The sequence below is a fragment of the Ruegeria sp. AL11 genome (genome assembly GCF_056540865.1).
This window is the reverse complement of record NZ_JBQFXO010000003.1, coordinates 1-23,869: the sequence shown is the minus strand read 5'-3', so window position 1 is coordinate 23,869 and position 23,869 is coordinate 1. Positions and strand designations below refer to the sequence as shown.

At 57.6% G+C, this 23,869-nt stretch carries 23 protein-coding genes; 12 read left to right on the top strand and 11 right to left on the bottom strand.

The genetic code is table 11. The features are described 5' to 3' along the window. Window positions 1–13: 13 nt before the first annotated feature. The 6 genes from ACR0IP_RS05805 to guaA form a co-directional block, all read right to left on the bottom strand. On the bottom strand, window positions 14–910 hold the full coding sequence (locus ACR0IP_RS05805) for a DMT family transporter (protein WP_480524357.1): 897 nt from the start codon (window positions 908–910) through the stop codon (window positions 14–16). 107 nt (window positions 911–1,017) lie between these two features. After that, complete coding sequence (locus tag ACR0IP_RS05800; RefSeq protein ID WP_480524355.1) at window positions 1,018–2,154, bottom strand: OmpP1/FadL family transporter; 1,137 nt, start codon at window positions 2,152–2,154, stop codon at window positions 1,018–1,020. Window positions 2,155–2,282: 128 nt separating this feature from the next. After that, on the bottom strand, window positions 2,283–3,188 hold the full coding sequence (locus ACR0IP_RS05795; RefSeq protein WP_480524353.1) for a DMT family transporter: 906 nt from the start codon (window positions 3,186–3,188) through the stop codon (window positions 2,283–2,285). An 81-nt stretch (window positions 3,189–3,269) separates the two neighbouring features. After that, window positions 3,270–3,950: an FkbM family methyltransferase gene (locus ACR0IP_RS05790; protein ID WP_170376795.1), complete on the bottom strand. Its 681-nt coding sequence runs from the start codon at window positions 3,948–3,950 to the stop codon at window positions 3,270–3,272. Window positions 3,951–4,590: 640 nt separating this feature from the next. Beyond that, the gene (locus tag ACR0IP_RS05785; RefSeq protein WP_480524351.1) at window positions 4,591–5,487 is read right to left on the bottom strand and encodes a hypothetical protein; all 897 of its coding nucleotides are present in this window, start codon (window positions 5,485–5,487) and stop codon (window positions 4,591–4,593) included. Beyond that, window positions 5,478–7,037, bottom strand: coding sequence for a glutamine-hydrolyzing GMP synthase (guaA, locus tag ACR0IP_RS05780; RefSeq protein ID WP_480524349.1), 1,560 nt, complete (start codon window positions 7,035–7,037; stop codon window positions 5,478–5,480). The genes ACR0IP_RS05785 and guaA overlap by 10 nt, the downstream gene beginning before the upstream one ends. A gap of 171 nt (window positions 7,038–7,208) precedes the next feature. On the opposite strand from guaA, the gene ACR0IP_RS05775 reads away from it, so the two are divergent. Beyond that, a complete protein-coding gene (locus ACR0IP_RS05775) occupies window positions 7,209–7,907 on the top strand; it encodes an MgtC/SapB family protein (protein WP_170690143.1) in 699 nt (232 codons plus the stop codon). 135 nt (window positions 7,908–8,042) lie between these two features. Further along, window positions 8,043–9,587, top strand: a complete 1,545-nt coding sequence (locus ACR0IP_RS05770) for a trimethylamine methyltransferase family protein (protein WP_170690092.1) — start codon at window positions 8,043–8,045, stop codon at window positions 9,585–9,587. Here the strand turns inward: ACR0IP_RS05770 and ACR0IP_RS05765 are convergent, their stop codons facing one another. After that, on the bottom strand, window positions 9,588–9,887 hold the full coding sequence (locus ACR0IP_RS05765; RefSeq protein WP_170638847.1) for a DUF6477 family protein: 300 nt from the start codon (window positions 9,885–9,887) through the stop codon (window positions 9,588–9,590). Window positions 9,888–10,128: 241 nt separating this feature from the next. On the opposite strand from ACR0IP_RS05765, the gene ACR0IP_RS05760 reads away from it, so the two are divergent. Both ACR0IP_RS05760 and ACR0IP_RS05755 read left to right on the top strand, forming a co-directional pair. Further along, a complete protein-coding gene (locus tag ACR0IP_RS05760; protein WP_480524745.1) occupies window positions 10,129–11,211 on the top strand; it encodes a DUF6456 domain-containing protein in 1,083 nt (360 codons plus the stop codon). A 47-nt stretch (window positions 11,212–11,258) separates the two neighbouring features. Next, window positions 11,259–12,182 (top strand): LysR substrate-binding domain-containing protein, encoded by a 924-nt coding sequence (locus ACR0IP_RS05755; protein WP_480524346.1) that lies wholly within the window; start codon window positions 11,259–11,261, stop codon window positions 12,180–12,182. Window positions 12,183–12,229: 47 nt separating this feature from the next. Here the strand turns inward: ACR0IP_RS05755 and ACR0IP_RS05750 are convergent, their stop codons facing one another. Further along, on the bottom strand, window positions 12,230–12,778 hold the full coding sequence (locus ACR0IP_RS05750; protein ID WP_480524344.1) for a redoxin family protein: 549 nt from the start codon (window positions 12,776–12,778) through the stop codon (window positions 12,230–12,232). A gap of 262 nt (window positions 12,779–13,040) precedes the next feature. Here ACR0IP_RS05750 and lipA point away from each other — a divergent pair, with 262 nt between their 5' ends. Further along, window positions 13,041–13,991: a lipoyl synthase gene (lipA, locus tag ACR0IP_RS05745; protein WP_170551141.1), complete on the top strand. Its 951-nt coding sequence runs from the start codon at window positions 13,041–13,043 to the stop codon at window positions 13,989–13,991. Continuing rightward, complete coding sequence (locus tag ACR0IP_RS05740; protein WP_480524341.1) at window positions 13,988–15,130, top strand: amidohydrolase; 1,143 nt, start codon at window positions 13,988–13,990, stop codon at window positions 15,128–15,130. The genes lipA and ACR0IP_RS05740 overlap by 4 nt, the downstream gene beginning before the upstream one ends. 8 nt (window positions 15,131–15,138) lie before the next feature. On the opposite strand, the gene hpt is transcribed toward ACR0IP_RS05740, so the two are convergent. After that, entirely contained in the window at window positions 15,139–15,675 is a 537-nt protein-coding gene (gene hpt / locus ACR0IP_RS05735) for a hypoxanthine phosphoribosyltransferase (protein ID WP_170376813.1), read from the bottom strand. Window positions 15,676–15,748: 73 nt separating this feature from the next. On the opposite strand from hpt, the gene ACR0IP_RS05730 reads away from it, so the two are divergent. Then, a complete protein-coding gene (locus tag ACR0IP_RS05730) occupies window positions 15,749–16,195 on the top strand; it encodes a type II toxin-antitoxin system RatA family toxin (RefSeq protein ID WP_170376815.1) in 447 nt (148 codons plus the stop codon). A 38-nt stretch (window positions 16,196–16,233) separates the two neighbouring features. After that, the gene (locus ACR0IP_RS05725) at window positions 16,234–17,529 is read left to right on the top strand and encodes an MmgE/PrpD family protein (protein WP_480524339.1); all 1,296 of its coding nucleotides are present in this window, start codon (window positions 16,234–16,236) and stop codon (window positions 17,527–17,529) included. On the opposite strand, the gene pyrC is transcribed toward ACR0IP_RS05725, so the two are convergent. Next, the gene (gene pyrC, locus ACR0IP_RS05720) at window positions 17,526–18,563 is read right to left on the bottom strand and encodes a dihydroorotase (protein ID WP_170376819.1); all 1,038 of its coding nucleotides are present in this window, start codon (window positions 18,561–18,563) and stop codon (window positions 17,526–17,528) included. The genes ACR0IP_RS05725 and pyrC overlap by 4 nt on opposite strands. 135 nt (window positions 18,564–18,698) lie before the next feature. Between pyrC and ACR0IP_RS05715 the strand changes: the two genes are divergently transcribed. Then, on the top strand, window positions 18,699–19,607 hold the full coding sequence (locus ACR0IP_RS05715; protein ID WP_170483861.1) for an AAA family ATPase: 909 nt from the start codon (window positions 18,699–18,701) through the stop codon (window positions 19,605–19,607). 58 nt (window positions 19,608–19,665) lie between these two features. Next, entirely contained in the window at window positions 19,666–20,925 is a 1,260-nt protein-coding gene (locus ACR0IP_RS05710; protein ID WP_480524336.1) for a vWA domain-containing protein, read from the top strand. A 3-nt stretch (window positions 20,926–20,928) separates the two neighbouring features. Here the strand turns inward: ACR0IP_RS05710 and ACR0IP_RS05705 are convergent, their stop codons facing one another. Continuing rightward, complete coding sequence (locus ACR0IP_RS05705; protein WP_170376825.1) at window positions 20,929–21,429, bottom strand: hypothetical protein; 501 nt, start codon at window positions 21,427–21,429, stop codon at window positions 20,929–20,931. Window positions 21,430–21,654: 225 nt separating this feature from the next. On the opposite strand from ACR0IP_RS05705, the gene ACR0IP_RS05700 reads away from it, so the two are divergent. Together ACR0IP_RS05700 and ACR0IP_RS05695 are read left to right on the top strand one after the other, a co-directional pair. Next, window positions 21,655–22,623, top strand: a complete 969-nt coding sequence (locus ACR0IP_RS05700; protein WP_480524334.1) for an XdhC family protein — start codon at window positions 21,655–21,657, stop codon at window positions 22,621–22,623. Next, on the top strand, window positions 22,620–23,621 hold the full coding sequence (locus ACR0IP_RS05695; protein WP_480524332.1) for a molybdopterin-binding protein: 1,002 nt from the start codon (window positions 22,620–22,622) through the stop codon (window positions 23,619–23,621). The genes ACR0IP_RS05700 and ACR0IP_RS05695 overlap by 4 nt, the downstream gene beginning before the upstream one ends. Window positions 23,622–23,869 lie beyond the last annotated feature (248 nt).

Here is a 23,869-nt window from a genome sequence, read left to right as displayed (position 1 = left end):
GCAGGCGGCGGCGTCAATCGCGAGGGACGGCTCGGTTGAGGATCAATAGTCCCGCAGCCAGCACGGCAAAGCCAATATAGGCGCGCGGATCCAGTGCCTCGTCGCGCAGCAAGGCCCCCAAAACGATCGCGACAGGCGGGATGATGAGGGTCACGAGCAACAGATTGCCACTGCCCGCCATCGCAAGGACCCGGTAGTAGAGAAGATAAGCACCCGCCGTCGCAATCAGGGAATAATACGCGATTGCCGCCCATGTGACCGCAGGCAGGCTGAGACTTGGGATGCCGTCAGTCATAAGGGCAATCGGGATCATGAAGAGAGTCGAGCCGGTTAGCATCCCTGCAGCCGCAACAATAGGGGGCAGGGAGCTTAGGTGTTTGCGCGCCCAAGCGCCGGCAAACGCGTAGGAGATAGTGCCCGCGAGGATGGCAAGTTGAGCTGTGTTTTGCAGGCTGAAGCTGGTGAGGTTGCCGATACCGATTGCGATTGAGACGCCAAAAAAGCCGAGTCCAGCGCCGAGAAGGCGCGGTGGTGTCAACCTCTCGTCGGAAAAGAAGAGCGCAGCAACGAGAACGCCAAAGATAGCCGTCGCCGCGTTCAAAATCGCCGTGAGGCCGGTGTCAATGTACAACTGTCCCCACGCCATAAGCGAAAACGGAATCACGTTATTGAGCAGTCCCATGACCAGAAAACCAAACCACAGGCGTGGTGAGGACGGGACGCTTAGACCCCTAAGCCAAACCACCAACCACAAGGCCAGCATAGCCCAGAAAGTCCGATGCAGCACCGAGGTCATCACCGGTATCGTATCCAGCGCAATCCGAATTGAAACGAATGAGGCGCCCCATATGGCACCCAGCAGCGAAAGCTCAGCCCATGCGCGGGGGGATAGGTGTTTTTGGTGTTCCATGAAAAGGTTGTGGCAGCTTTGAGTTCATGCGGCGACCCGAAAGATGCGGAAACAAAAAGACCCCACCGAAAATGGCGAGGTCTGATTGGTTTTTTGTGTGGGGGTGATTAGTCCAGAGCGTAGGTGATCTGGAAGCCGACACTCCAAGCGCTGTTGCCCGAGAAGTCAGCTGTTTGACCAAACCCACCGTCAGCTGTTGCGTCTCCAATATCGGTGTAGCGAACGCCCGCCGAGATTTTGGCTTTTTCCAGAGAGTAGGTGCCGCCAAGACCGATGCTCCAGAAACCGTCTGTGGGACCCAGGTTGGTCACCGGTTCTCCTTCGTCGGTTTCATAGCCCAAAGTCACAGCGCCCGAAAACTCTTCAGAGAACTGGTATCCCAATCCCAGAGTGTAAGTGTAGGTGGCATTGCCATAGCTAACCAGTGCAGTGGTCGGCGGATAGTTTGGCGGATCGTACTCCAATTGCGGCCAATCAACCCATCTGATCGAGCCGAATAGCAGCGTTTTGGGAGCTACGCCGGTTTGGAAGTCCAAGTTCACCGACTGCGGCGTTTCGATTTCGCTGCTGGTATCGACCGATCCAAATAGAGTGCCGCTCTCTGTTTGCGACAGATCGTGCGAAATCTTCGAGTTGTACGTCAGCGAGACGCGAGCGGCAATTTCTGGTTTTTCCCACGCAACGCCGAGCACGTATCCAAAGGCCGTATCGGCATCCGTTTCAACTGAATACCCTAACGCGGCCGGCACATCTACGCTAGCTTTCACGCGTTGAGCGCGAACGCCGCCAAGAGCACTGAATCCGTTGTCGAACTTGTAGCGGAACAAGGCGGTGATTGCATCGGTATCAGCCGTTGCGCGCAAAGAGCCGGTGGTTGTGGGCGATGCCGGATTGATCGAAAGTGGGTAGTTGGAAGCATATGCGATGTCAGCGCCATAGGGCTGGTCATACATGATCGCAAAGTCGATCTTTTCAGTCAAAGACGTCTTGTAGCCAAGATGTGGCGTGAAGAAGTCGTTGGAGACGTTTCCAGAGTTAACAACCTGCCCGTTTGTGGGGCTAGCGGGGTTCGCGTCAAGTAGCGTACCGCTGACGCTCGGATCTGTATACCCGAGGCGGAACTGCACAACCGACCCTTCTTCGAAAATCAGATTGATGCCCTGACCGCTTCGGTCCAGGCCGCCAGCGTGGCCAGCCGTTGCCCCCACGCAAAGCGCGCACGCTGATAGTAGCGCTTTTTTCATGTATTCCTCCCTTACTGTCCCTCGAAGGCCTGTATCGCATCCTCGTGAGTGAAAAGATGCTGACCCGCTCATTAAAGATGCCCGATACTGTCTTGGTGACAGTTTTATCGTCAACTAGTGACCGTGCGTTACTTCTTATGAGTGTCTGCGCGAACTGTTGCTAAACTGTTACGATTTTCGGACCAAACATTAAGAAAGATGCCTGAAAAGATCACGGCTGCCCCTAGCAGAGTCCAGTGATCCAGTGGTTCGTGGTATAGAAGCATTCCGACAACCGCGATCGTCGGCAGACGGGCAAAGTCGAACGGCACCACCACGGTCGCGGGAGCGATCGCTAGCGCGTTTGTGATGCAGAAATGCGCCAGAAGTCCGGCCAGACCAACCAACAACAAAAAGGGTGCCGTCTGCAGCGTTGGCAAAGCGATTTGCTGATCTATCCCTGCGGCAATCGTACCAAGAACAGCCTGCATCACAGTCAGCCAGAACACGATACATCCGATACTGGCGTGTCGGGTGAGCTGTTTCGTCGTGATCGTTGTAAACGCGAAGAAAATCGCACTTCCGGCTGCCATGAGGATACCCGGCGACAGGCTAGAGGTTCCGGGTCTTGTCACCATCAAAACACCGGCAAACGCAATCAGTGCCGATGTCATGCGGATAGCGGTCAGGCGCTCTTTTAACAGCAGCGGAGAAAGCAGGATTACCCAGATCGGCTGGGTGAACTCAAGCGCAAAAACCTGCGCCAGAGGAGCCACTCCGACCGCATAGAACCAGAGGTTTTGCCCGGTGAAATGGAACGTGTTGCGGATCGCGTGCAAACTAAGACGCTCGGTTGTGACCTGATGCCATTTGCGGGTCACTGTCAGTACTAGCGCTACGATGAGCACGCCGACAAAACTGCGATACATCATGATCTCGAAAGTATCGTGATGCAGGCTCAGCTCTCGACCGGCGACGGCCATTGAGGAGAACGAGGCAATAGCGCCGGTCATCCACAGAGCGGCAGAAAGTGAAGAGCCTGCGCGTTGTTTCATTTTACGATGGACAATCTCGCGATATTTAATCTCTGTTGCAGCAGAACATTTGTCTCTACGCAGACTTAAGTGTTTTTCCGTTCATCTTTTAAAGAGATAGTCGTGCTGTGAAAGTAAGGCTTCAAATTTATATCCTACGGATTCAAGGTAGCTGGCCATGCGGTCATAGTCCCTGCACTCGATCAGCATGTAGTCAAACCGAAACTGGTTGTGATCCAGACCTTTCAATACACTGAGTTCCGCTCCTTCAACATCGAGTGAAAGAAAATTGATACGAGAAGGAGCATTCGAATCAACCAAAATATCGTTGAGAGGTTTGGCCGCGGCGCCAAAGGTAAAGGTGCGTTCCGTTTCTCTCATATGTTGTTGCGCCGCTAGGAGGTGCGCGTTTGGATCAGGCAGGTCCAATTCCATTCCTACGGGAACAGTCATCAAATTCGCATAGGCCATTTCGACAAACTTGTCAGGGAACCCGAACTCTACGCAGGCGTTACAATGAACTTGGTTGTTTTCGCCGCGACTCTTAAGGCATTTCAAGAAATTGTGTGGAGATGGCTCGATCAGCACCCCACGCCAGTTCCGTTCCTTCTCGAAGTAGAGTGTATTGGATTGGTTCACTCCGTCGTTGGCGCCAAGTTCGACATAGAACCCGTTGTCAAAATCAACGTAGGGTTCGATTTTTTGATCGAGGCTATTGAGGCCAAAATACTTGGAATCGATTTTCTTTTTTCGCTTGCGGCTTATCAGGTCAGAAATTCTCATAGCTATGTATTTCCTTGTTTAGTATCCCTAAAGGGGGAAGAGAGAACTTTTGTCGCTGAACTACAATAGAGCTCAGAGCATTTCGGCTGAGTGAATTCAAGCACGAAGACCTGCGCCAGAGGGCCAACCTTTCCGCGTAGAACCAGGGATTTTGACCGAAGAAATGGAAACTGTTGCGTGTTGCGTGCAGGGTTCACTGGCCGTTCTTCGACTGACGCCACTTTTGTGTCGCTATCTGTACTAGACCCACGATGACTGCGCCAAAAATGCGGTAGATCACGATATCGAAAGGTTAATGTACGATACATGGTCAGCTTTGGCCCGGCTACCGAAATAGATGAGTAAGACGCGATCGCGCCGACCATCCAAAGCGCCACCTTTATCGTCGGCCGTTGGGTCTGCGTCATTTCGGCGACCGGTATACCTTTTCGTCTAGGGCATTGCCCGGGGCTTAGGTGGGGTGGGTTCGCAATTCTTCGTATATCTAACTCACGTTTGTCTGATTGGCCGTTCTAAACGGGCAATCCTGTTGGCTGGATCCCGTTATAAACTCATGGCCCAAAGATCTCACTAAATCCAGGAAACGATCAGAACTTCGAAACCTACGTGCGCGATCATTTCTGACGGATCTGCCATGCTATCAGTGTTCAAGCTGCTTCGTGACGCGGTCCGTGCCTATTGCATGATAGCTTGCCGGAAAGCGATCCATAAGGTCCGGTGGGAGGTAAACATAGGAGAGTGGCGCGTTCCCGATCATCGCGGCGACGAGGCAAAAGGAACTCGGGGCTCCGGCCATGATGATTTCATCACTCTGCGCCAGGGAAAACAGATCCAGAAAATCATCTGGAACAGCAGAGTGCCGGTCTACTTGTAGAACAGGAGCTGTTTGCGACAGACTCTCGCTTACGCGTTTGACCAGCGCAGGTTCCTCCGAAAAAACGCGCGTTTCCCCGCCTTGCATCGTCTTTCTGTATGCGATGGCTTTTTCGAGGTTGATCTCAAGCTGTTCACGGGACTTCAGAAAATGCGGCCCACCCTTGGGATCGATCCGATCGGTCCCGCGAATATGGATCGCTGACAAATGTTCATCGGTTCTTGCCGGCAGGTCAAACAGCGGCGCTATTCCCTGGGCACTTTGGCGGAGCGATTCAGAGTCTGCTTCCTGACCAAATGCGGAAAGGTCTTTGACCCCGAAACATTTCTGGCACCCGGTTTTGTCTTTCGCCTTGGCCAGGAAAACGTTGGACCGGGTCGCCGTGTGCAAAGTCAAAAACGGACTGGCAACAGAAAACAGAAGGGGATAGCGCCGGTCATCTCGCGCGTTCAGATTGTTGAACAGATACCTGATTTTGGTTTCCGTGCGTTTGGCGTAGGCGCAAAGGACAATAACCTCTTCCAACCGGTTACCCAGACCATCATTGCGACCGATGTAAGTAATCTCATTTTGGGGCATGACAAAATCGTTAAAATTCAGCAATGGGCCGGGTGCGCGCAACTTAGGCAGGTCACGCTTATGTTGCCTTTGTCTCATTCCCACTCAATCGTTCCCGGAGGTTTGGAGGTGATGTCATAGGTGCATCGGTTGATACCCTTGACCTCATTGATGATCCGCGTGGCGGTTTCGCCCAGGAACTCGTGGCTAAAGGGGTAATAGTCGGCGGTCATGCCATCAACTGACGTAACGGCACGAAGCGCGCAGGCGTAGTCATATGTGCGGCCATCGCCCATGACACCGACGGTTCGGACGGGGAGAATCGCTACAAAGGCCTGCCAGATTTCATCATAGAGCCCGTGTTTGCGAATCTGGTCGATGTAAACGGCATCCGCTTCCCGCAGGATTTCGAGCTTCTCGCGGGTAATCTCACCTGGGCAGCGAATGGCGAGGCCCGGTCCGGGGAAGGGGTGGCGGCCGATGAAGCTGTCAGGCAGGCCCAGTTCGCGACCCAGCGCGCGGACCTCATCCTTGAACAGCTCACGCAGGGGTTCGACCAGCTTCAGGCCCATCTTCTCGGGGAGGCCACCAACATTGTGGTGCGATTTGATCGTGACCGAAGGGCCTCCGCTGAAAGAGACGGACTCGATGACGTCAGGGTAGAGCGTGCCCTGGGCCAGGAACTCGGCGCCGTCGATGGTATCGGCGTGTTTTTGGAACACGTCGATAAACAGCTTTCCGATGATCTTGCGCTTGGTCTCGGGGTCGCTTTGACCGTCCAGCTCGCCCAGGAACAGATCGCTTTCATCCGCGTGGATCAGCTGAATATTGTAGTTGTCGCGGAACATGCCGACGACTTCTTGCGCCTCGTTCTTGCGCAGCAGACCATGGTCAACAAAGACGCAGGTGAGCTGATCTCCAATCGCCTCGTGGATCAGGATCGCGGCCACCGAGCTGTCGACGCCACCGGACAGGCCGCAGATGACTTTCTTGTCACCAACCTGCTCGCGGATCTTCTCGATCATCTGCTCGCGATAGGCACCCATGGTCCAGTCGCCGCTGAACCCGGCGAGCTTCACAAAATTTTCGTATAGTTTCGCGCCCTTGGGCGTGTGATGCACCTCGGGGTGGAACTGCACAGCGTAGAAATGGCGCTTGCTGTCTGCCGTGATGGCAAACGGCGCGTTGGGGGAGGTGCCGTAAACCTCAAACCCCGGAGCGATTTCGCTGACATGGTCACCGTGGCTCATCCAGACCTGTTCATCACCATCCGCGAACCAGTCTTTCAGAATGTCCAGCTGACCTTTCGGAGTGACAAAGGCGCGGCCAAACTCGGCGGTGCCATGGCCGCTTTCGACCTTGCCGCCTAGTTGGTGCATCATCACCTGCTGGCCATAGCAGATGCCCAGGATCGGAACGCCATAGTCGAAAATCTCTTGCGGTGCGCGCGGAGAACCCGCGCGTGTGACACTGTCCGGCCCGCCCGAAAAAATCACCGCTTTGGGCGCCATTTCGCGCACAAATTCCATGGTGACGTTCTGGTAGGGATGGATTTCGCAATAGACATTCAGCTCGCGCAGGCGGCGTGCAATCAGCTGTGTTACCTGGCTGCCGAAGTCGATGATCAGAAGGCGGTCGTGGGATGTATCACTCATGTGCGGGCCATAGGCCAAGCGTGACGAATTCGCAAGAGAAAGGTCTTTGCTGAAGGGCAGATACCCGCAATTCAGGGAAGCTGCACTTCGGCTATTGTAAAAGTTTTGTAACAAAAATATGACGATCTTTCCGTCTGCGTCATGCAGACACGCCGAATAGGAGAGATACATTTGCCCATAGCTGTTGAACTTGCCGCTTTGAATCTGGCTTTGGCCATGTTCTGTGGGGCGCTGATCGGGTCCGAGCGTCAAGTACGCCAACGTATGGCAGGTTTGCGCACCAATGCGCTGGTAGCTCTGAGCGCCGCAGCTTTTGTGGTGTTCTCGGCGCTTTATCCGGATGAGGTAAGTCCGACTCGTGTGGCCGCGCAGGTCGTATCGGGGATTGGGTTTCTTGGGGCAGGCATCATCTTTCGGCACGGGTTCACCATTCACGGCTTGAACACGGCGGCGACGTTGTGGTGTTCAGCGGCAGTGGGGATGATGGCCGGCAGTGGGGCCTGGATCTTTGCGATCATGATGACGGGTTTCGTCATTTTTGTGAATCTGGGGCTGCGGCCTTTGGTGAAATGGTTGAAAAAAACGACACGTGCCGGGGTTCCCTTGACGCAGGAGTTCCGCATCCTCGTGCAATGCGCGGCGGATGCTCAGGCGGAGGTTCGCACGGCGGCACTACAGGCTTTGGCGCAAAACGGGGTGCGCATTGTCGGGTTTCAAAAGGGAGATGCGGACGACAAAGGTTTGCAAACACTGGAAATTCTCGTTTCCACCGAAGATCATCCAGAAAATGTGCAACACAAAATTGCAGCGCCCCTAATTCTTGAGCCGGGGATTCTGAGTGTCGAGTGGGAAGACGCGAACGAGACCTGAAACCGTTTTTTTAAAGGGTCCCGTCGCGGCGTAATGTCGCTTTTATGTGCCAATAGCCGTTATCTTCCAATAGTAGCGAGTGTTGGCGGGCTAGATAGAACCCCAATCAACACATCCAAAGTATGGTGAGGAAAAATGGCTGAAGCATCAGCACGTCGTCGAGGTCGCGGTGGTGGCGGAGCCGCCCGCAGGGCAGAACGCACTGCGGTTCGGATCGACACCGCAAAGTACATTGAGCGGAACATTCCGAACTTTGAGGTCCTCAACGAAGAAGCGTTGGAGATCATCGAGTACAACGCGGAAACGATTCTGGAAGAGGTTGGAGTCAACTTTGTCGACAATCCCGCCGCGCTGGAGCGTTGGCGCAATGCAGGTGCAGATGTTGATGGCGAACGCGTGCGCATCCCGCGTGGTCTGGCGCGGCAGCTGATCAAAACGGCCCCAAGCCAGTTCACTCAGCACGCCCGCAACCCCGAGAAATCTGTTGTGATCGGCGGCCGCAACATGGTTTTAGCGCCTGTATACGGCCCTCCTTTCGTGCGTGATGCGCAGGGTGGTCGTCGTTATGCGACCATGGATGACTTCAACAAGTTCGTGAAACTGGCCTATATGTCCAAGTGGCTGCACCACTCGGGCGGTACCGTTTGCGAACCGACCGATATTCCGGTGAACAAACGCCACCTCGATATGCTGATGGCGCACATGAGCCTTTCGGACAAACCCTTCATGGGATCCGTGACCGACCCCAGCCGCGCGCAGGATTCGGTCGAGATGTGCGAGATTCTGTTCGGCAAGGACTTCGTTCAGAACAACACCGTGATGACCTCGCTGACCAACATCAACTCACCGATGACCTTTGACGATGTGATGATGGGGTCGCTAGAGGTTTACGCGAAGAACAATCAGGCTTGCATCGTCTCGCCCTTCATTGTCGGTGGTGCGATGGCGCCGGTGTCGGTTGCAGGAACGCTGACTCAGGTCCTGGCCGAGGTTCTGGCGGGTATCGCCTATAGCCAGATCATCCGTCCAGGTGCACCCGTGATCTTTGGCGCGTTCGTAACTTCGATTGACATGAACTCGGGCGCGCCGACCTTTGGTACACCCGAGGCCGCTCATATCACATATGGTGCGGGTCAGCTGGCACGTCGCCTGAACCTGCCTTACCGCTCTGCGGGGTCGTTCTGTGGTTCGAAACTGCCGGACGCGCAGGCGGCATATGAGACCGCGAACTCGCTGAACATGGGGCTGATGTCGGGCGTGAACTTCATGCTGCACTCGTGCGGCTGGCTCGAAGGCGGTCTGGTCGCCGACTTTGAAAAGTTCGTGATGGATGCCGATCAACTGGGTGTTCTGCACGGTCTTGCCAAAGGTGTCGCCTATGATGAGAACGCGCAGGCGATGGGTGCGATCCGTGAAGTGGGACCGGGCGGTCACTATCTTGGCTGCGAGCACACGCAGGCCAACTTCAAGGAAGCCTTCTGGAAAACCGAGGTGCTGGACTACAAACCGTTCGAGACCTGGCAGGACGAAGGTTCGCGCGATACGCGTCAGCTGGCCTCGGCTCGGGTCGAGCATCTGCTGGCCAACTACCAGCAGCCGCAGATGGACCCGGCAACCAAAGAGGCGCTCGAGGCTTATATCGCAGACAAGAAAGCCTCGATGCCGGACGCATTTACCTGATCACTCGAACTGTGCGGCGCGGCTGGCTTGATACAGCTGCGCCTCACCCAAAAGCGCAATCAGAAGATCAAGGTGCCTGACCAGAGAATAGGCGGCATCTTCCTCTTTTCGCAGCGTATTTTGCTCTCTCTCCATATCCATAAGCCGCATCAGAGCGGCCCCGTTCCCCGGCAGTCGACCATAGCCCAGGATGCGCTGAAGATGCCGGTCACGGTTGTAATCCTGCGCCCCGAATTTTGCGGCGCGTGCCAATAAGCGGGGGCGGCGGAGTGTCGTGATCATGGTCAACAGGTCTTGCATTTCGGGTGCCTCTTGTTCGGGGAATTGACGCCCTGTTTGTCACACAACCTAAGCGGGTGTTGCGCCCTACAAGGTCGCCGCGAACGTTGGTTTCACGACTGTTTATCATTTTGAATCAAATCTGGTTGCTGCGCTTCGGGGTTAACGAACGAGTAACGAAACCACCTCTAGTTAGATTTGGTTAACTTCAATTTCGAGGGGCAAAAGTGGCAGTCTGTTTTGTCGACGAGGGCAAATGAATATGGAAAACAACGTGGCATTCTCTATTCCGGCATGGGTTCCCAAGGGGGCACAGCGTTACCTTGCGCACACGGAAACCGGTCAGTCGATCCGGGATATCGCAAGATCGGCCGGGTGCCATGCCTCTACCATTCTCAGACAAATCCGACGGGTCGAAATGCGCCGCGATGATCCCTTGGTCGATGCCGCCTTGCAATCGTTGGCCGAGACACATTTCTCGGTCTCGGATCGGACGCGCCGCTTTAACGTAAGCGGACAGGACGAGCAAGAGGATGGCTCATTCGAGGGCGAAGCGCTGCGTGTGTTGCGACGCCTGTGTGAGACAGGAGCGGTTCTGGCGGTGGCCGAGGATATGGAGAAGGCCGTGGTCGTGCGTGACACCGGTGAGGCCGGGACCGCAAGGACGGCCGTTGTTGATTGCAAGATCGCACAGGCGCTTGCCTTGCAGGACTGGATTTCCTGCGACAATCCGGGCCGTATTTCGCGGTACCGGATCTCGACATCAGGGCGCGCGGCGCTCAACAGGTTGGTGGCCGAGGCGGAAAACAAGGCCCGGTCGCGCAACGAATTCGGCATGGCCGAGGCACAGGCGGCGTTCCAGCCGAAGTTAAATGGAGACGCACCGGAACGCTCCCGACGCGTGCGCTACAGTGCTACGGAAAGCCCGTTGATCGCGTTGGCGCGGCGGCGGGACCGGGACGGCAAACCCTTTCTCGATGAAACGCTTGTCCGTGCCGGGGAACGTCTGCGTGAAGACTTTGAGTTGGCTCAGATCGGCCCGCAGGTTGCGCAGAACTGGGATCGCTTTCTGAAAGGAGGAGGGCGCGGCAATTTCGACAGTGAATCTCACGGCGGGCGAGGGGCCTCGGACGCGAAAGACCGTGTGGCGCGCGCGTTGTCGGACCTTGGGCCGGGACTCAGTGATGTAGCGCTGCGCTGTTGTTGCTATCTTGAGGGGCTGGAACTGGCCGAAAAACGCATGGGCTGGTCCGCCCGCTCGGGAAAGATCGTTCTGCGCATCGCGTTACAGCGCTTGAAACGACACTATGAGGATCTCTCGGGTCAAGATCGTATGATTGGCTAGGTATAAGTCTCCCTTGTGGTTTTAGCTCTTAGTGATAATCAAGGGCTATGAATTTCACACTCAAACAGTTGCAGTACTTTCAAGCCGTGGCCGAGCAACGCAATTTCGGCCGCGCTGCGCAGGTCTGCAACGTTTCGCAACCTGCGCTGTCCGTTCAGATCAAATCGCTTGAAGAAACACTGGGCGGTGTACTGTTCGAGCGTCAGGCGCGTGATATCCTGCTGACGCCGCTGGGGCGAGACGTTCTGGAGCATGCGCGCCAGGTTCTGGGGGCAGCTGTGCGGCTGGACCAGTTCGCGCGGGATCACTCTGGCGGCCATCGGTCGCTGTCGATCGGGATCATCCCGACAATTGCACCGTACCTTCTGCCCGGCGTTCTGGGTGGTCTACGCGCCGAAGATGTCTCGCTGCGCGTGCAGATCCGCGAAGCGAGGACCGAACGGTTGCTGTCTTTGCTCCGCGAAGGTGAGATCGACGCTGCGGTTCTAGCCCTGCCGGCGGGCGGCTCGGAATTCCACGAAACGCCGTTATTCCAGGATCACTTCCTGCTGGCAGGCAGCGCCGCGCGGCTGCAACGTGTGAATACCAGCCCCGAGATGCTGCGCCCTCTGGATTTGCAATCAGCACAGTTGATGCTGTTGGAGGATGGCCATTGCTTGACGGATCAAGCGCTGGAGGTCTGCGGGCAGGACCGGGGCAGTGGGCAGATCAACATGGGCGCTTCTTCCCTTGCCACGCTCTCCCGGCTGGTTGCCGAGGGGTTTGGCCTGACCTTGATGCCAGAACTGGCCGCGAAATCGGAATCAGAGGCGGTTCCTGGCATGAAGCTTTTGCGTTTTGGCGCCCCGCAACCGGCGCGTACGGTGGGGTTGGTCCGGCGTGCGTCAACAACGGATGATGGCTGGGTGGATCGTTTGGCCCAGGTGATCCGGGACGTGGGGGAGCAGATCGTTTCGGCCACGCGGACATGAAAAGGCCCGCCAGAGGCGGGCCGGTATTCAGCGCCTAAGCACCGGATTTACGCCAACGCGGGTTCGGCGGCAGCTTCCAGATGCTGGAATAGAGTCTCGGGCGAGGACACGCCATAAGGGTCTTCGGGACAGTTATCCATCAGGCCGGGCTCTTCGAACCATGCTTCGACAACGCCGTCGTTGATGATGGCCGCATAGCGCCACGAGCGCATGCCAAAGCCCAGGTTGTCCTTGTCGACCAGCATGCCCATCTTGCGGGTGAACTCACCCGAACCATCAGGGATGACCTTGACGTTTTTCAGGCCTTGATCCTGCGCCCATTTGTTCATGACAAAGCTGTCATTGACGGACATGCAGTAGATCTCGTCGATACCCTTGGCGATGAAATCGGCATAACCGTTTTCAAATCCGGGCAGCTGGTAGGTCGAACATGTGGGGGTGAAAGCGCCGGGTAGCGAGAACAGGATAACCCGTTTGCCAGCGAAATAGTCGGCGGTTGTCTTGTCTTCCCAGCGGAACGGGTTGGGGCCTTCGACGGCCTCGTCGCGGACGCGCGTGTGAAAGGTCACATCGGGCAGTTTTGCTCCGGTCTTCATGTTCAAGTCCCTGTGATTCAGTTGTGACGTTTCGACGATTTAAATCAGTTCTAAACTGCCTTCAATCCATGAAATGCTGCATCTGCAAGATAGGTTTGATTGACTTATCTATTGATTTTTCGTGTGAAAAATATAGTTTAAGGTTAAACTAATTTGACGCTCGCGAGATATGTGCATAGCGGCTATGCGTCGCTGGTGTAACAGGCGTGAGTGTTTTATGTTATGGGTACACAAAGTTGACCCAAAGTTAGGAAAACTGCCCGTGCGCGATCTGAAAATCCCAGAACAACGTCACCCCGAAAAGGCGCATCGCCCGGACAATGCCCAGCCTAAGAAGCCGAAATGGATCAGGGTCAAGGCGCCAGGCGGCAAGGGCTATGCCGAGACGCATAAGATCATGCGTGAAAACAATCTGGTGACGGTTTGCGAAGAGGCCGGATGCCCCAATGTGGGTGAGTGCTGGAGCCAGGGTCACGCCACCATGATGATCATGGGCGAGATTTGTACCCGCGGGTGTACCTTCTGCAACATCGCCACGGGACGTCCGGACTCGCTGGACGCGTTTGAGCCGGGTCGTGTGGCGCATGCGGTGCAAAAATTGGGTCTGAACCACGTCGTGATCACCTCGGTTGACCGGGACGATTTGAAAGATGGGGGAGCAGATCATTTCGCACAGACCATTCGCGCCGTCCGCCACCGCTCGCCCAAGACCACGATCGAGATTCTGACGCCCGATTTCCTGAAATGTGAGCCCGAAGTGCTTGAGACCGTGGTTGAGGCCAAGCCGGATGTGTTCAACCACAACCTCGAAACCGTACCGGGCCTCTATCCCGAGGTGCGCCCCGGCGCGCGGTATTTCCATTCGCTGCGCCTGTTGCAGCGAGTGAAGGAACTGGACCCGTCGATCTTCACCAAATCCGGCATCATGGTCGGTCTGGGTGAGGACAAGCAGCAAGTCGGTCAGGTCATGGATGACATGCGCGCTGCGGACATAGATTTCCTGACCATTGGTCAATATCTGCAACCGACGCCCAAGCACCACGCGGTGGACCGTTTCGTGACGCCTGAAGAGTTCGCCTCCTATGAAAAAGCGGCCTATGGCAAGGGCTTCCTGATGGTCTCGGCTACACCGCTGACGCGTTCGTCTTACCACGCGGGGGATGATTTCGCCCGTTTGCGTGCGGCTCGGCAGGCGAAGCTGGGTCAAGCGTGACGCCTGAAAGATTGGCGCAGCTGACAGCGCTGCGCCATAGTTTGCATCAACATCCCGAACTTTCTGGGCAGGAGCGTGAAACCGCCGCGCGCATTGCGGATGAGCTGCGACGCGCAGGAGCGGACATCGTACTGACCGACCTCGGCGGGCAGGGAGTTGCGGCGGTCTTCGACAGCGGTAAAGCCGGTCCCACCGTCGGCATTCGGTGTGAGCTGGATGGGTTGCCGATCAAGGAGCTCTCGGACCTGCCGTATGTCTCGACCGTGCCGGGTAAAGGGCATCTGTGCGGGCATGACGGCCATATGTCGATGGTTCTCGGCGTGGCGTTTACGTTGCAGGAACAGCGCCCGACGCGCGGACGGGTGGTTCTGATTTTCCAACCCGCTGAAGAAACCGGGAAGGGGGCCAAGGCGTTCCGAGACGATCCTGCATTCGCTAAGCTTGCACCGGATTATGTGTTTTCGCTCCATAACTTGCCGGGGCTGAAACTGGGCGAGGTTGAACTGTGTCAGGGGCCAACCAACTGCGCCTCTCGCGGTATGCGGATTGCATTGACCGGAAAGACCTCTCATGCCGCCGCGCCGCAGGACGGGGTTTCTCCGGCCGGCGCTTTGTCCGTATTGATTCCGGAACTCACACGGCTTGGCACGACAGGCGCTCTGAACGCCGACTATGCGCTGACCACGATCACCCATGCCAGCCTCGGAGAGCAGACCTTTGGTGTCGCCCCCGGACAGGCTGAGCTGTGGGTGACATTGCGCACCGTGTCAGACGACCGGATGGCAAAGCTCATTGCCGATTCTGAGGCGTTGGTTCAGCAGGTCGCCAAGTCCGAGAGCCTGAGTGCCGAGATCACCTATGAGGATGTCTTCGAGGCCTGCACCAATGATGCTGAAGCGGTGACTATTCTGGCCGAGGCCTGTGCGGATCAATCTGTTGCATGCAAGCTGAGCGATGAGCCGCAAAGGTTCTCGGAAGATTTCGGTCAGTTCGGCAAAGGCGCAAAATCGGCGATGTTTTGGTTGGGAGCAGGGCGAGATCACCCCCAGTTGCACAATCCCGACTATGATTTCCCGGACGCGCTGATCCCAATGGGTACGGGCGTCTTTTTAGCGGCGATCCGGCAGGTGCTGGGCTGAGGTCGCGTTCAGGTAAACCGAACCTTGCCGATGAACGGCAAGTTGCGATTGCGCTGCGCGTAGTCGATTCCGTAGCCCACGACGAACTCGTCAGGGATCTCGAACCCGATCCAATCTGAGCGAAAATCGACCTCGCGCCGGCTTGGTTTGTCCAGCAGGGCAATGGACTTTAGCCGTTTCGGCTTACGACTGCGCAGCAGGTTGGTGACGTGGTTCAGCGTATGACCCGTATCGACGATATCTTCGACAACCAGCACATCGCGACCTTCAATCGCTCCGCGCAAATCCTTGAGAATGCGTACTTCCCGGCTGCTCTCCATCGCGTCTCCGTAAGAGGATGCCTCTAGGAAATCCACCTCGATGGGCAGGTCCAACTCGCGCACAAGATCAGCGATGAACACGAAAGAGCCACGCAGCAGGCCAACGACAACCAGCTTGTCGGTATTGCCGAATTCTTCGGTAATCTCGCGGCAAAGCTCTTCGATTCTGGCTGCAATTGCCTTGGCCGAGATCATCTCATCTATCACATAAGCGCGGTCAGTCATCGCAGCCCCCTTGATCTTTGGCGCGCAACATACGACATGACGCGCCATTGTCACCTTCTAATGCCGGATCGCCATGCCTATCCACTCGGAAACGCGTCACCTGCCTTACACGGCCCAGCAGATGTATGATCTGGTTGCTGACGTGGCGAGCTATCCCAAGTTCCTGCCATGGTGCGCCGCCGCGCGTATCCGTAAGACCTATGCGGCTGGCGAAGCCGAGGTGATGGAGGCGGACCTGGTGATCTCGTTCAAGGTGTTCCGCGAAAGATTCGGAAGCCGGGTGACCTTGTTTGCCGGTCAAAAAAAGATCGACACTGAATATCTGGATGGCCCGTTCAAATACATGAAATCGGACTGGCAGTTTGAAGACGCGCCCGAAGGTGGGTGCAACGTCTCCTTCCACGTGGATTTCGAGTTCAAGAACGCCATTCTGCAAGGGATCATTGGTGTTGTCTTCAATGAGGCCATGCAGCGCATCGTACGCGCATTCGAGGCCCGAGCCGCCGAGCTTTACAGCTAAGCCTTTACCAACGACCGGCGCGCGCTAGACTGCGCGATATGTCTGGATTTACCGCAACGCTTGCGAGTTTTGCCGCTGGCCCCGTCAACACAACCGCGCAGGCGCGGGCTACTACGTCTCTGTCCGTTCTCGACTGGATCGCTGTGGGTCGTGCCGGTGTGTCCGAGCCCGTGTCGGTCGCCGTTAGGGACATGGTGCAGGAAGAAGGCGGCGCAGCTCAGGCCCATCTGTTCGGCGGCGGGGCAGCGCCTTTGCGGGCGGCGGCGCTGGTCAATGGAACGGTGTCCCATGCGCTGGACTATGACGACACCCATTTCGGCCATATCGGCCATCCGTCGGTTGCCATCCTACCTGCGGCTTTGGCGGTTTCGGAATGGGATGACCGGATCCTCGTTGATCTGTTGGAGGCGGCCCTGATCGGGATGGAGGTTTCGATCCGTATCGGCCTCTGGCTTGGTCGAGACCACTATCAGGCCGGGTTTCACCAAACGGCGACTGCGGGGGCCTTTGGGGCGGCGGTGGCAGCGGGTCGGGTGCTTGGGTTTGATGCGAACCAGATGCAGCAAGTTCTGGGCCTGGCATCCACGCGCGCGGCCGGCCTGAAAGCTCAGTTCGGCACCATGGGCAAACCCTACAATGCAGGATTGGCCGCATCAGCCGGGATCGAGGCCGCGTTGCTGATCAAACGGGGCTTTGAACCAAATCCGAGTGCGCTAGAGGGCCAGTACGGCTTTGGCGCCACCCATCAGGGCGCGGCGGATGCGTCGGCGGCGCTTGACGGGTTGGGGGAGGAATGGCTTTTCGAATCGGTCAGCCACAAGTTCCACGCGTGCTGCCACGGTTTGCATGCCGCGCTTGAGGCTGCTCTGCGTCTGGACATTGCCGAGCCCGAAGTGGCTGAAATCAAGGTCAAAACCCACCCACGCTGGATGAGTGTCTGCAATCAGATGTCTCCGGCCACGGGGTTGGGGGCGAAGTTTTCCTATCGCACGGTGATCGCCATGCAGGCGCTCGGCTACGACACCGCTTTGCCAAGCAGTTACACCGAAAAGGTCTGCGCCGATCCGCGAATTCGCTCTTTGCGAGACCGCATCACGGTCGAGGCGGATGAGACCCTCACCGAGACCCAGGCCCATCTGGAGTTGCTACGGCGCGACGGCGTGCGACGCGAGGTTACCCATGATCTGATGGCTCCGATGTCTCTGGCGGATCGGGAAGACCGTGTCCGCGCCAAAGCGTCGAAACTGATTGGAGGGGATGAGGCGGACGAGATCTGGTCGATGCTGCGCACCGGAGGTCGCGCCCGCGATCTGGCTGCAAAACTGGCGGGTTAAACCACCCGCCAGTGCAGCGGGAAGCCGGGGTCGAACACGGTGACAGGGCCGTCGCCGCTTTCGATCTTCGAGGGGTATTCGACCGGGTTACCCTTGGTCAGCGTGATCGAGCTTTCGTTCACCGGCAGGCCATAGAAGGCCGGGCCATTCAGCGACACGAACCCTTCCAGCTTGTCCATGGCACCTTCGCGGTCGAACATCTCTGCCACCAAGGACATGGTGTTGGTCGCTGTGAAACAGCCCGCACAGCCACAGGCCATTTCCTTGTTGTCATCCGTATGCGGCGCGCTGTCCGTGCCCAGGAAATAGCGCGGATCGCCCGAGGTCGCGGCCTTCAGCAGCTCCAACCGATGCTCTTCACGCTTGGCGACGGGCAGGCAGTAGTAGTGCGGTTTGATCCCGCCGACTAGAATGTGGTTGCGGTTGATGATCAGATGGTGCGCGGTGATCGTTGCGCCCAGATCGGTCTCGTTGGCCGCAACATACTGAACCCCGTCGCGGGTCGTAATATGCTCCATCACAACGCGCAGGCCGGGGGTTGCCTTACGGATCGGATCCAGAACGCGGTCGATGAACACAGCCTCACGGTCGAAGATGTCGATCTCGGAATCGGTGACCTCGCCATGAACGCACAGGGGCAGACCGATCTCGGCCATTTTCTCCAGCACCGGACGCACATTGTCGAAATTCCGTACGCCCGAATGCGAATTGGTCGTCGCACCTGCCGGGTAGAGCTTGACCGCCTTAACCAACCCGCTTGCATGCGCAGCGGTGAGGTCTTCTGGATCCGTATCTTCGGTCAGATACAGGGTCATCAGCGGCTCGAACGTCATCCCTTCGGGCAGCGCAGCCATGATACGCTCACGATAAGCGGCGGCGTGCGCGCCGGTCACCACCGGGGGCACCAGATTGGGCATGATGATCGCACGGCCAAAATGGCGGGCGGTTTCGGGCAGGACGGCCTGCAACATCGCGCCATCGCGCAGGTGCAGATGCCAATCGTCGGGGCGGCGGATCGTGATGCTATCGGTCATGCGCCCCCGCTAGCACAGAGGCCGCCGCCGGAAAAGCCCTTGTCAACTCGTTCGAACGTCGTAGCTCAGAAACGGGTCATGGCCTTGACGCACAAGCGCGGTCATGACCTTTTGTGGCAAGGGAGAATTCAGCATATGACACAGCCAGATTCCATAGACGCGGTTCAAACAATGCTAAGCGCACAGGGCTATGTTTGCGGCCGCGCGCTCGCAACGGTCGTCTTCCTGTCGCTGAAACTCGGCCGGCCGCTGTTTCTGGAAGGTGAGGCTGGCGTCGGTAAGACCGAGATCGCCAAGGCGCTGGCTGCCGGACTTGGGCGCCGCCTGATCCGCCTGCAATGCTACGAAGGGCTTGATGCGTCCTCTGCCGTCTATGAATGGAACTTTCCCGCGCAGATGGTCGCTATCAGAACCGCCGAAGCTGCGGGCGGCGCAGACCGCTCAGCCCTGCAGACCGAGCTGTTCTCGGATGACTACCTCGTAGAACGCCCTTTACTGCAAGCCATGAGGCCCGATGAAAACGGCGCGCCGGTGCTGTTGATCGACGAGCTTGACCGAACCGATGAGCCATTCGAGGCCTTCCTGTTGGAAGCACTCAGCGATTTTCAGGTCACTATCCCGGAACTCGGCACCGTCAAAGCCCCTGAGCCGCCTGTTGTGATCGTCACCTCCAACCGTACGCGTGAGGTGCATGATGCCCTTAAACGCCGCTGCCTTTACCACTGGGTCGACTACCCGGATTTCGACCGGGAGATTGAAATCCTGAACGCGCGCGCGCCCGAAGCGGCCCAATCGCTTAGCCGCGAGGTCGTGGCCTTCGTGCAGCGTTTGCGAACCGAAGACCTGTTCAAGAAGCCCGGCGTGGCCGAAACCATCGACTGGGCCAAATGCCTGCTGGCGCTGGATGTCATCAACCTCAGCCCCGAAGTGATCGGAGATACCCTCGGCGCGATTCTCAAATACCAGGACGACATCCAGAAACTGCAAGGGTCCGAGGCCAAACGCATTCTTGACGAAGCCAAGGCCGATTTAGAACCGGCCTGATGTTTCTTCTGTTTGAAAATACCTCGGGGGTATGGGGGCAGAGCCCCCATGAGCGCTGATGGCCGAACAGATCCCGCTCGACATTCCCGAAAACCCGAAGCTGGCGCAGAACATCACACATTTCGCCCGCGCCCTTCGAAAAGCCGGGCTGCCGATCGGCACCGGTCGTGTGGTGGATGCCATTCGGGCCGTTGAGGCCGCAGGCTTCACCGAAAAGCAGGATTTTTACTGGACCCTGCACGCCTGTTTCGTGAACCGCCCCGAACATCGCACCGTCTTCGCGCAGGTCTTTCGCCTCTATTGGCGCGACCCAAGGTATCTAGAACACATGATGTCCATGATGCTGCCCGCCATTCGTGGGGTGCAGGAAGAACGCAAAGCCGACGCAGGTGAAAAACGCGCGGCTGAGGCCTTGCTTGACGGGGTTGAACGCGATCAGCCTGAAACCTCCGATGAGCAGGAGGGCGAGACCGAGCTTGAGATTGACGCTTCGCAAACCGCCTCGTCCGAGGAACGTCTGCGCAGTCTGGATTTCGAACAGATGAGTACCGATGAGATCGCTCAGGCCAAGCGCCTCCTGTCGCGCCTCAGCCTGCCGGTGAAACCGATCGAAAGCCGCCGCAGCCAGGCCAGCCATATCGGCTACCGGATCGACCGGGCGAGAACCCTGCGCGCCGCCATGCGTCAGGGCGGAGAGCTGCACGATATCGCGAAAAAAAAACCCCGGCCGCGCTGGCCCAATCTGGTCGTGCTCTGCGATATCTCCGGCTCGATGAGCCAATATAGCCGCCTGATCCTGCATTTTCTGCACACGGTCTCGAACGCTAAGGGGGCCGGCTGGGCCAAGGTCCATGCCTTCACCTTCGGCACGCGACTGACCAATATCACCCGTCACCTACACCAGCGCGACGTGGATGCCGCCCTAGCTGCCGCCGGGGCCGAGGCGCAGGATTGGGAAGGCGGCACGCGGATCGGAGACTGCTTGCACGCCTTCAACCGAGACTGGTCGCGACGCGTCATGGGGCAGGGTGCGGTGGTTCTGCTGATCTCGGATGGGCTGGACCGCGGTGCGCCTGAAGCCTTGGCGAAAGAGACCGAGCGTCTGCATCTTTCGGCCCGGCGTCTGATCTGGCTGAACCCTCTGCTGCGCTGGGATGGGTTCGCCCCCAAAGCACAAGGCGTGGCCGCCATGCTGCCCCATGTCGACAGCTTCCGTGCGGGTCATTCGATCGCATCGCTCGAAGACCTCGCCACGGTCATCTCAACCCAGGACGATGTCGGAGAGAAAGCGCGGCTCATGTCCGCGCTTTCCGGCTAAGACTTAACCTAGCTGCTTTTCATTGCACTCACGCGCCATCTCCATGGCCTTGTAAGTGCCGGTCAGATCAACGGTGAACGCAAATTCCTTTTCGGGGAAGACGATCATGACCTGTTTCTTGGCCAGATCATCCGCAAACTGTGGGTCGTCGGACAGGACATAACCGCCGGAATACCCCTTGGTGATATTGCCCTTCATGCCCGTGGCCTCACCCACATAAAGGTTGTCACCCAGCAGGATTGCCACGGCTTCTTTTTCACCGCGTTTGATATTTGTTTCCGCCTTGGTGAAAACGCCAACGTAACCCACACCGCGATCCTCGGTCAGGCCCATCTGAACAACGTTTTCCGCGTCATCCACGGCCTCAATCAGACAGGATTTCTTTTCGTTGTCGATGAAGACTTTCCAGCCTTCGACCTCACCGTAGCGTTCGAATGTATCAGCCCATGCAGCGGTCGAGGCCAACAGGCCGAGCGCCGTTCCCAGTGTAAGAATGCGTTTCAACTCTTCGTCTCCGTTGAGAAATTTATTGAGAGCGCCCAATCCAAATTCAGGCACAGTTTCAACTTAGGACGTGGGGTATTCGCAATCAATCCTTTGAGAGTTTGAATATCAAATCGGCCTATTACTGCCCACATAAACGCGAATAGACTGCCGTCTCCGACTAACGTTCGCTTTTCATTGATCCAAGGCTGCCTATGTTGGTTTGCAACAAGCCAGGAGGATTCGATGGATCGATTCGACAGCAGCCCAGAACGCGCTTTGGAATGGCACCGCAGCGGTCGCGGTGCCGCGCTGGCCACTGTTGTCGAAACTTGGGGCAGCGCACCGCGCCGTGTGGGGTCACAGCTGGTGATCGGCGGGGACGGGCGGATCGAAGGCTCGGTCTCGGGCGGTTGCGTCGAAGGCGCCGTTATCGTCGAAGCCATTGAAGCAATTAACGAGGGAGAGGCACGCCTGCTTGAATTTGGTGTCAGCGACGAAGACGCGTTTGCCGTCGGTCTGGCCTGCGGCGGCACCATCCGGGTTTTGGTCGAGCCGGTCGGCTCTGTCCTGCCTGAGCCAATGCTGGCCGAGCTGGTCGCCGCCCGTGCGCGCCGCGAACCGCTGGCCTATGAAGTGAATACAGACAGCGGACACAGGGCCTTGCGCCGGAATGCCTATGCGGATCGGCTGCGCATGGATCGGTCTGGGTTCGAGGAAGACGGCAAGACCTTCGTCGCCGTTCACAACCCGCCTTTGCGATTGATCATCGTCGGTGCGGTTCACATCGCGCAGGCCTTGGTGCCGATGGCGCGGATTGCGGGTTACGACCCGGCCATCATCGACCCGCGTGAGGCATTTGCCTCAGACAGCCGCTTCCCCGGAGAGACCTTGTTGACCGATTGGCCGGATGAGGCAGTTGCCAAGCTGGGTCTGGATCAGCGAACGGCCATTGTCCTGTTGACCCACGATCCAAAGCTGGATGATCCGGCCCTGCAGGCTGCGTTGGATGCGGATGTGTTCTACATTGGCGCCCTTGGGTCGACCCGCACCCATGCCAAAAGGGTTGAGCGGATGACTGAGGCGGGGTTCACCCAAGCTCAGATCGCGCGCATTCATGGGCCGATTGGCCTTGATATCGGCGCGGCAGGCCCCTCCGAAATTGCCGTGGCCATTCTGGCTCAGATGACCGCCGTTCTGCGAGGTAAGGCATGAAATTCGGCCCTGTGCCCGTGACCGAAGCCGCCGGATCTATTCTTGCGCATTCCGTCAAAGTCTCGGACCAAAAGCTGCGCAAAGGGCTCATGCTAACTGCCGAGCATGTCTCGCAATTGTCTAGCGCGGAGTTTGACGAGGTCATCGTCGCCCGTCTGGAGCCGGGCGATTGTCATGAGGACGAGGCCGCCGAGATGTTGGCCCGCGCTCTGGTCCCTGACCCCTCCGGCGCCAATTTGCGTCTGACCGAGGCGTTCACCGGTCGCGTGAACCTTCTGGCCGAGGGGCCCGGCGTGGTGGTGCTGGATGTGGCGGCGCTCGAGCAGTTCAACCGCGTCAATCCGATGATCACCGTCGCAACGGTACCGCAGCATCAGCAGATGACAGCGGGCGGTATGGTTGCCACGATCAAGGTGATCTCCTACGCCGTTCCCAAAGCCGATGTTGAACGCGCGGCGGGTTTGGCGCAGGCCTCGGTGCGCCTTGTCGCGCCGGTCTATCGCAGCGCGGGATTGATCGTAACGGACATCGCCGGAGGGCCGCCAAATGAGAAGGGAATCGCGGCCATGCGCGGGCGTGTCGAAGCTCTGGGCATGGACCTGTGCGATGTGCAGATCGTCCCGCATAAAACCGATCAACTTGCATCGGCCATTGATCGTGCCGAAGGCGATGTGCTGATGATCCTGACGGCCTCGGCCACGTCGGATGTGAACGACGTGGCCCCGTCCGCCGTGCGCGCCGCGGGTGGGGATGTTGACCGGTTCGGCATGCCAGTCGATCCGGGCAATTTGCTGTTTCTGGGGGCGCTGAACACACGCCCTGTGATCGGCCTGCCAGGATGCGCGCGCTCTCCGGCGTTGAATGGCGCCGATTGGGTTTTGTCGCGGGTCGCCTGCGGGGTTGAGACCACTGGTGCTGATATTGCTGCGATGGGTGTGGGCGGTCTGCTCAAGGAAATCCCGACCCGGCCGCAACCTCGCGCGCAACGGAAGAAATAGTTCAGAGGCCCACAGGTGGCGCCGATGAGTTTATGGCATCGGCCTTTTGCGTCCCTCTGGTGTCAAAAAGCGACAAATTTCTGTTCTCAAGTCAGACCTCCCGTGTTTAACTCGCCCCAAGCGAATGAGCTAAAGAAGGGGAGGTCTTATGCCAAATATATCGCTGACTGTGAATGGCATGTCTGTGAGCGGTGAAGTTGAGGGTCGGACGTTATTGTCTGGTTTTTTGCGGGATCATTTGTCTTTGA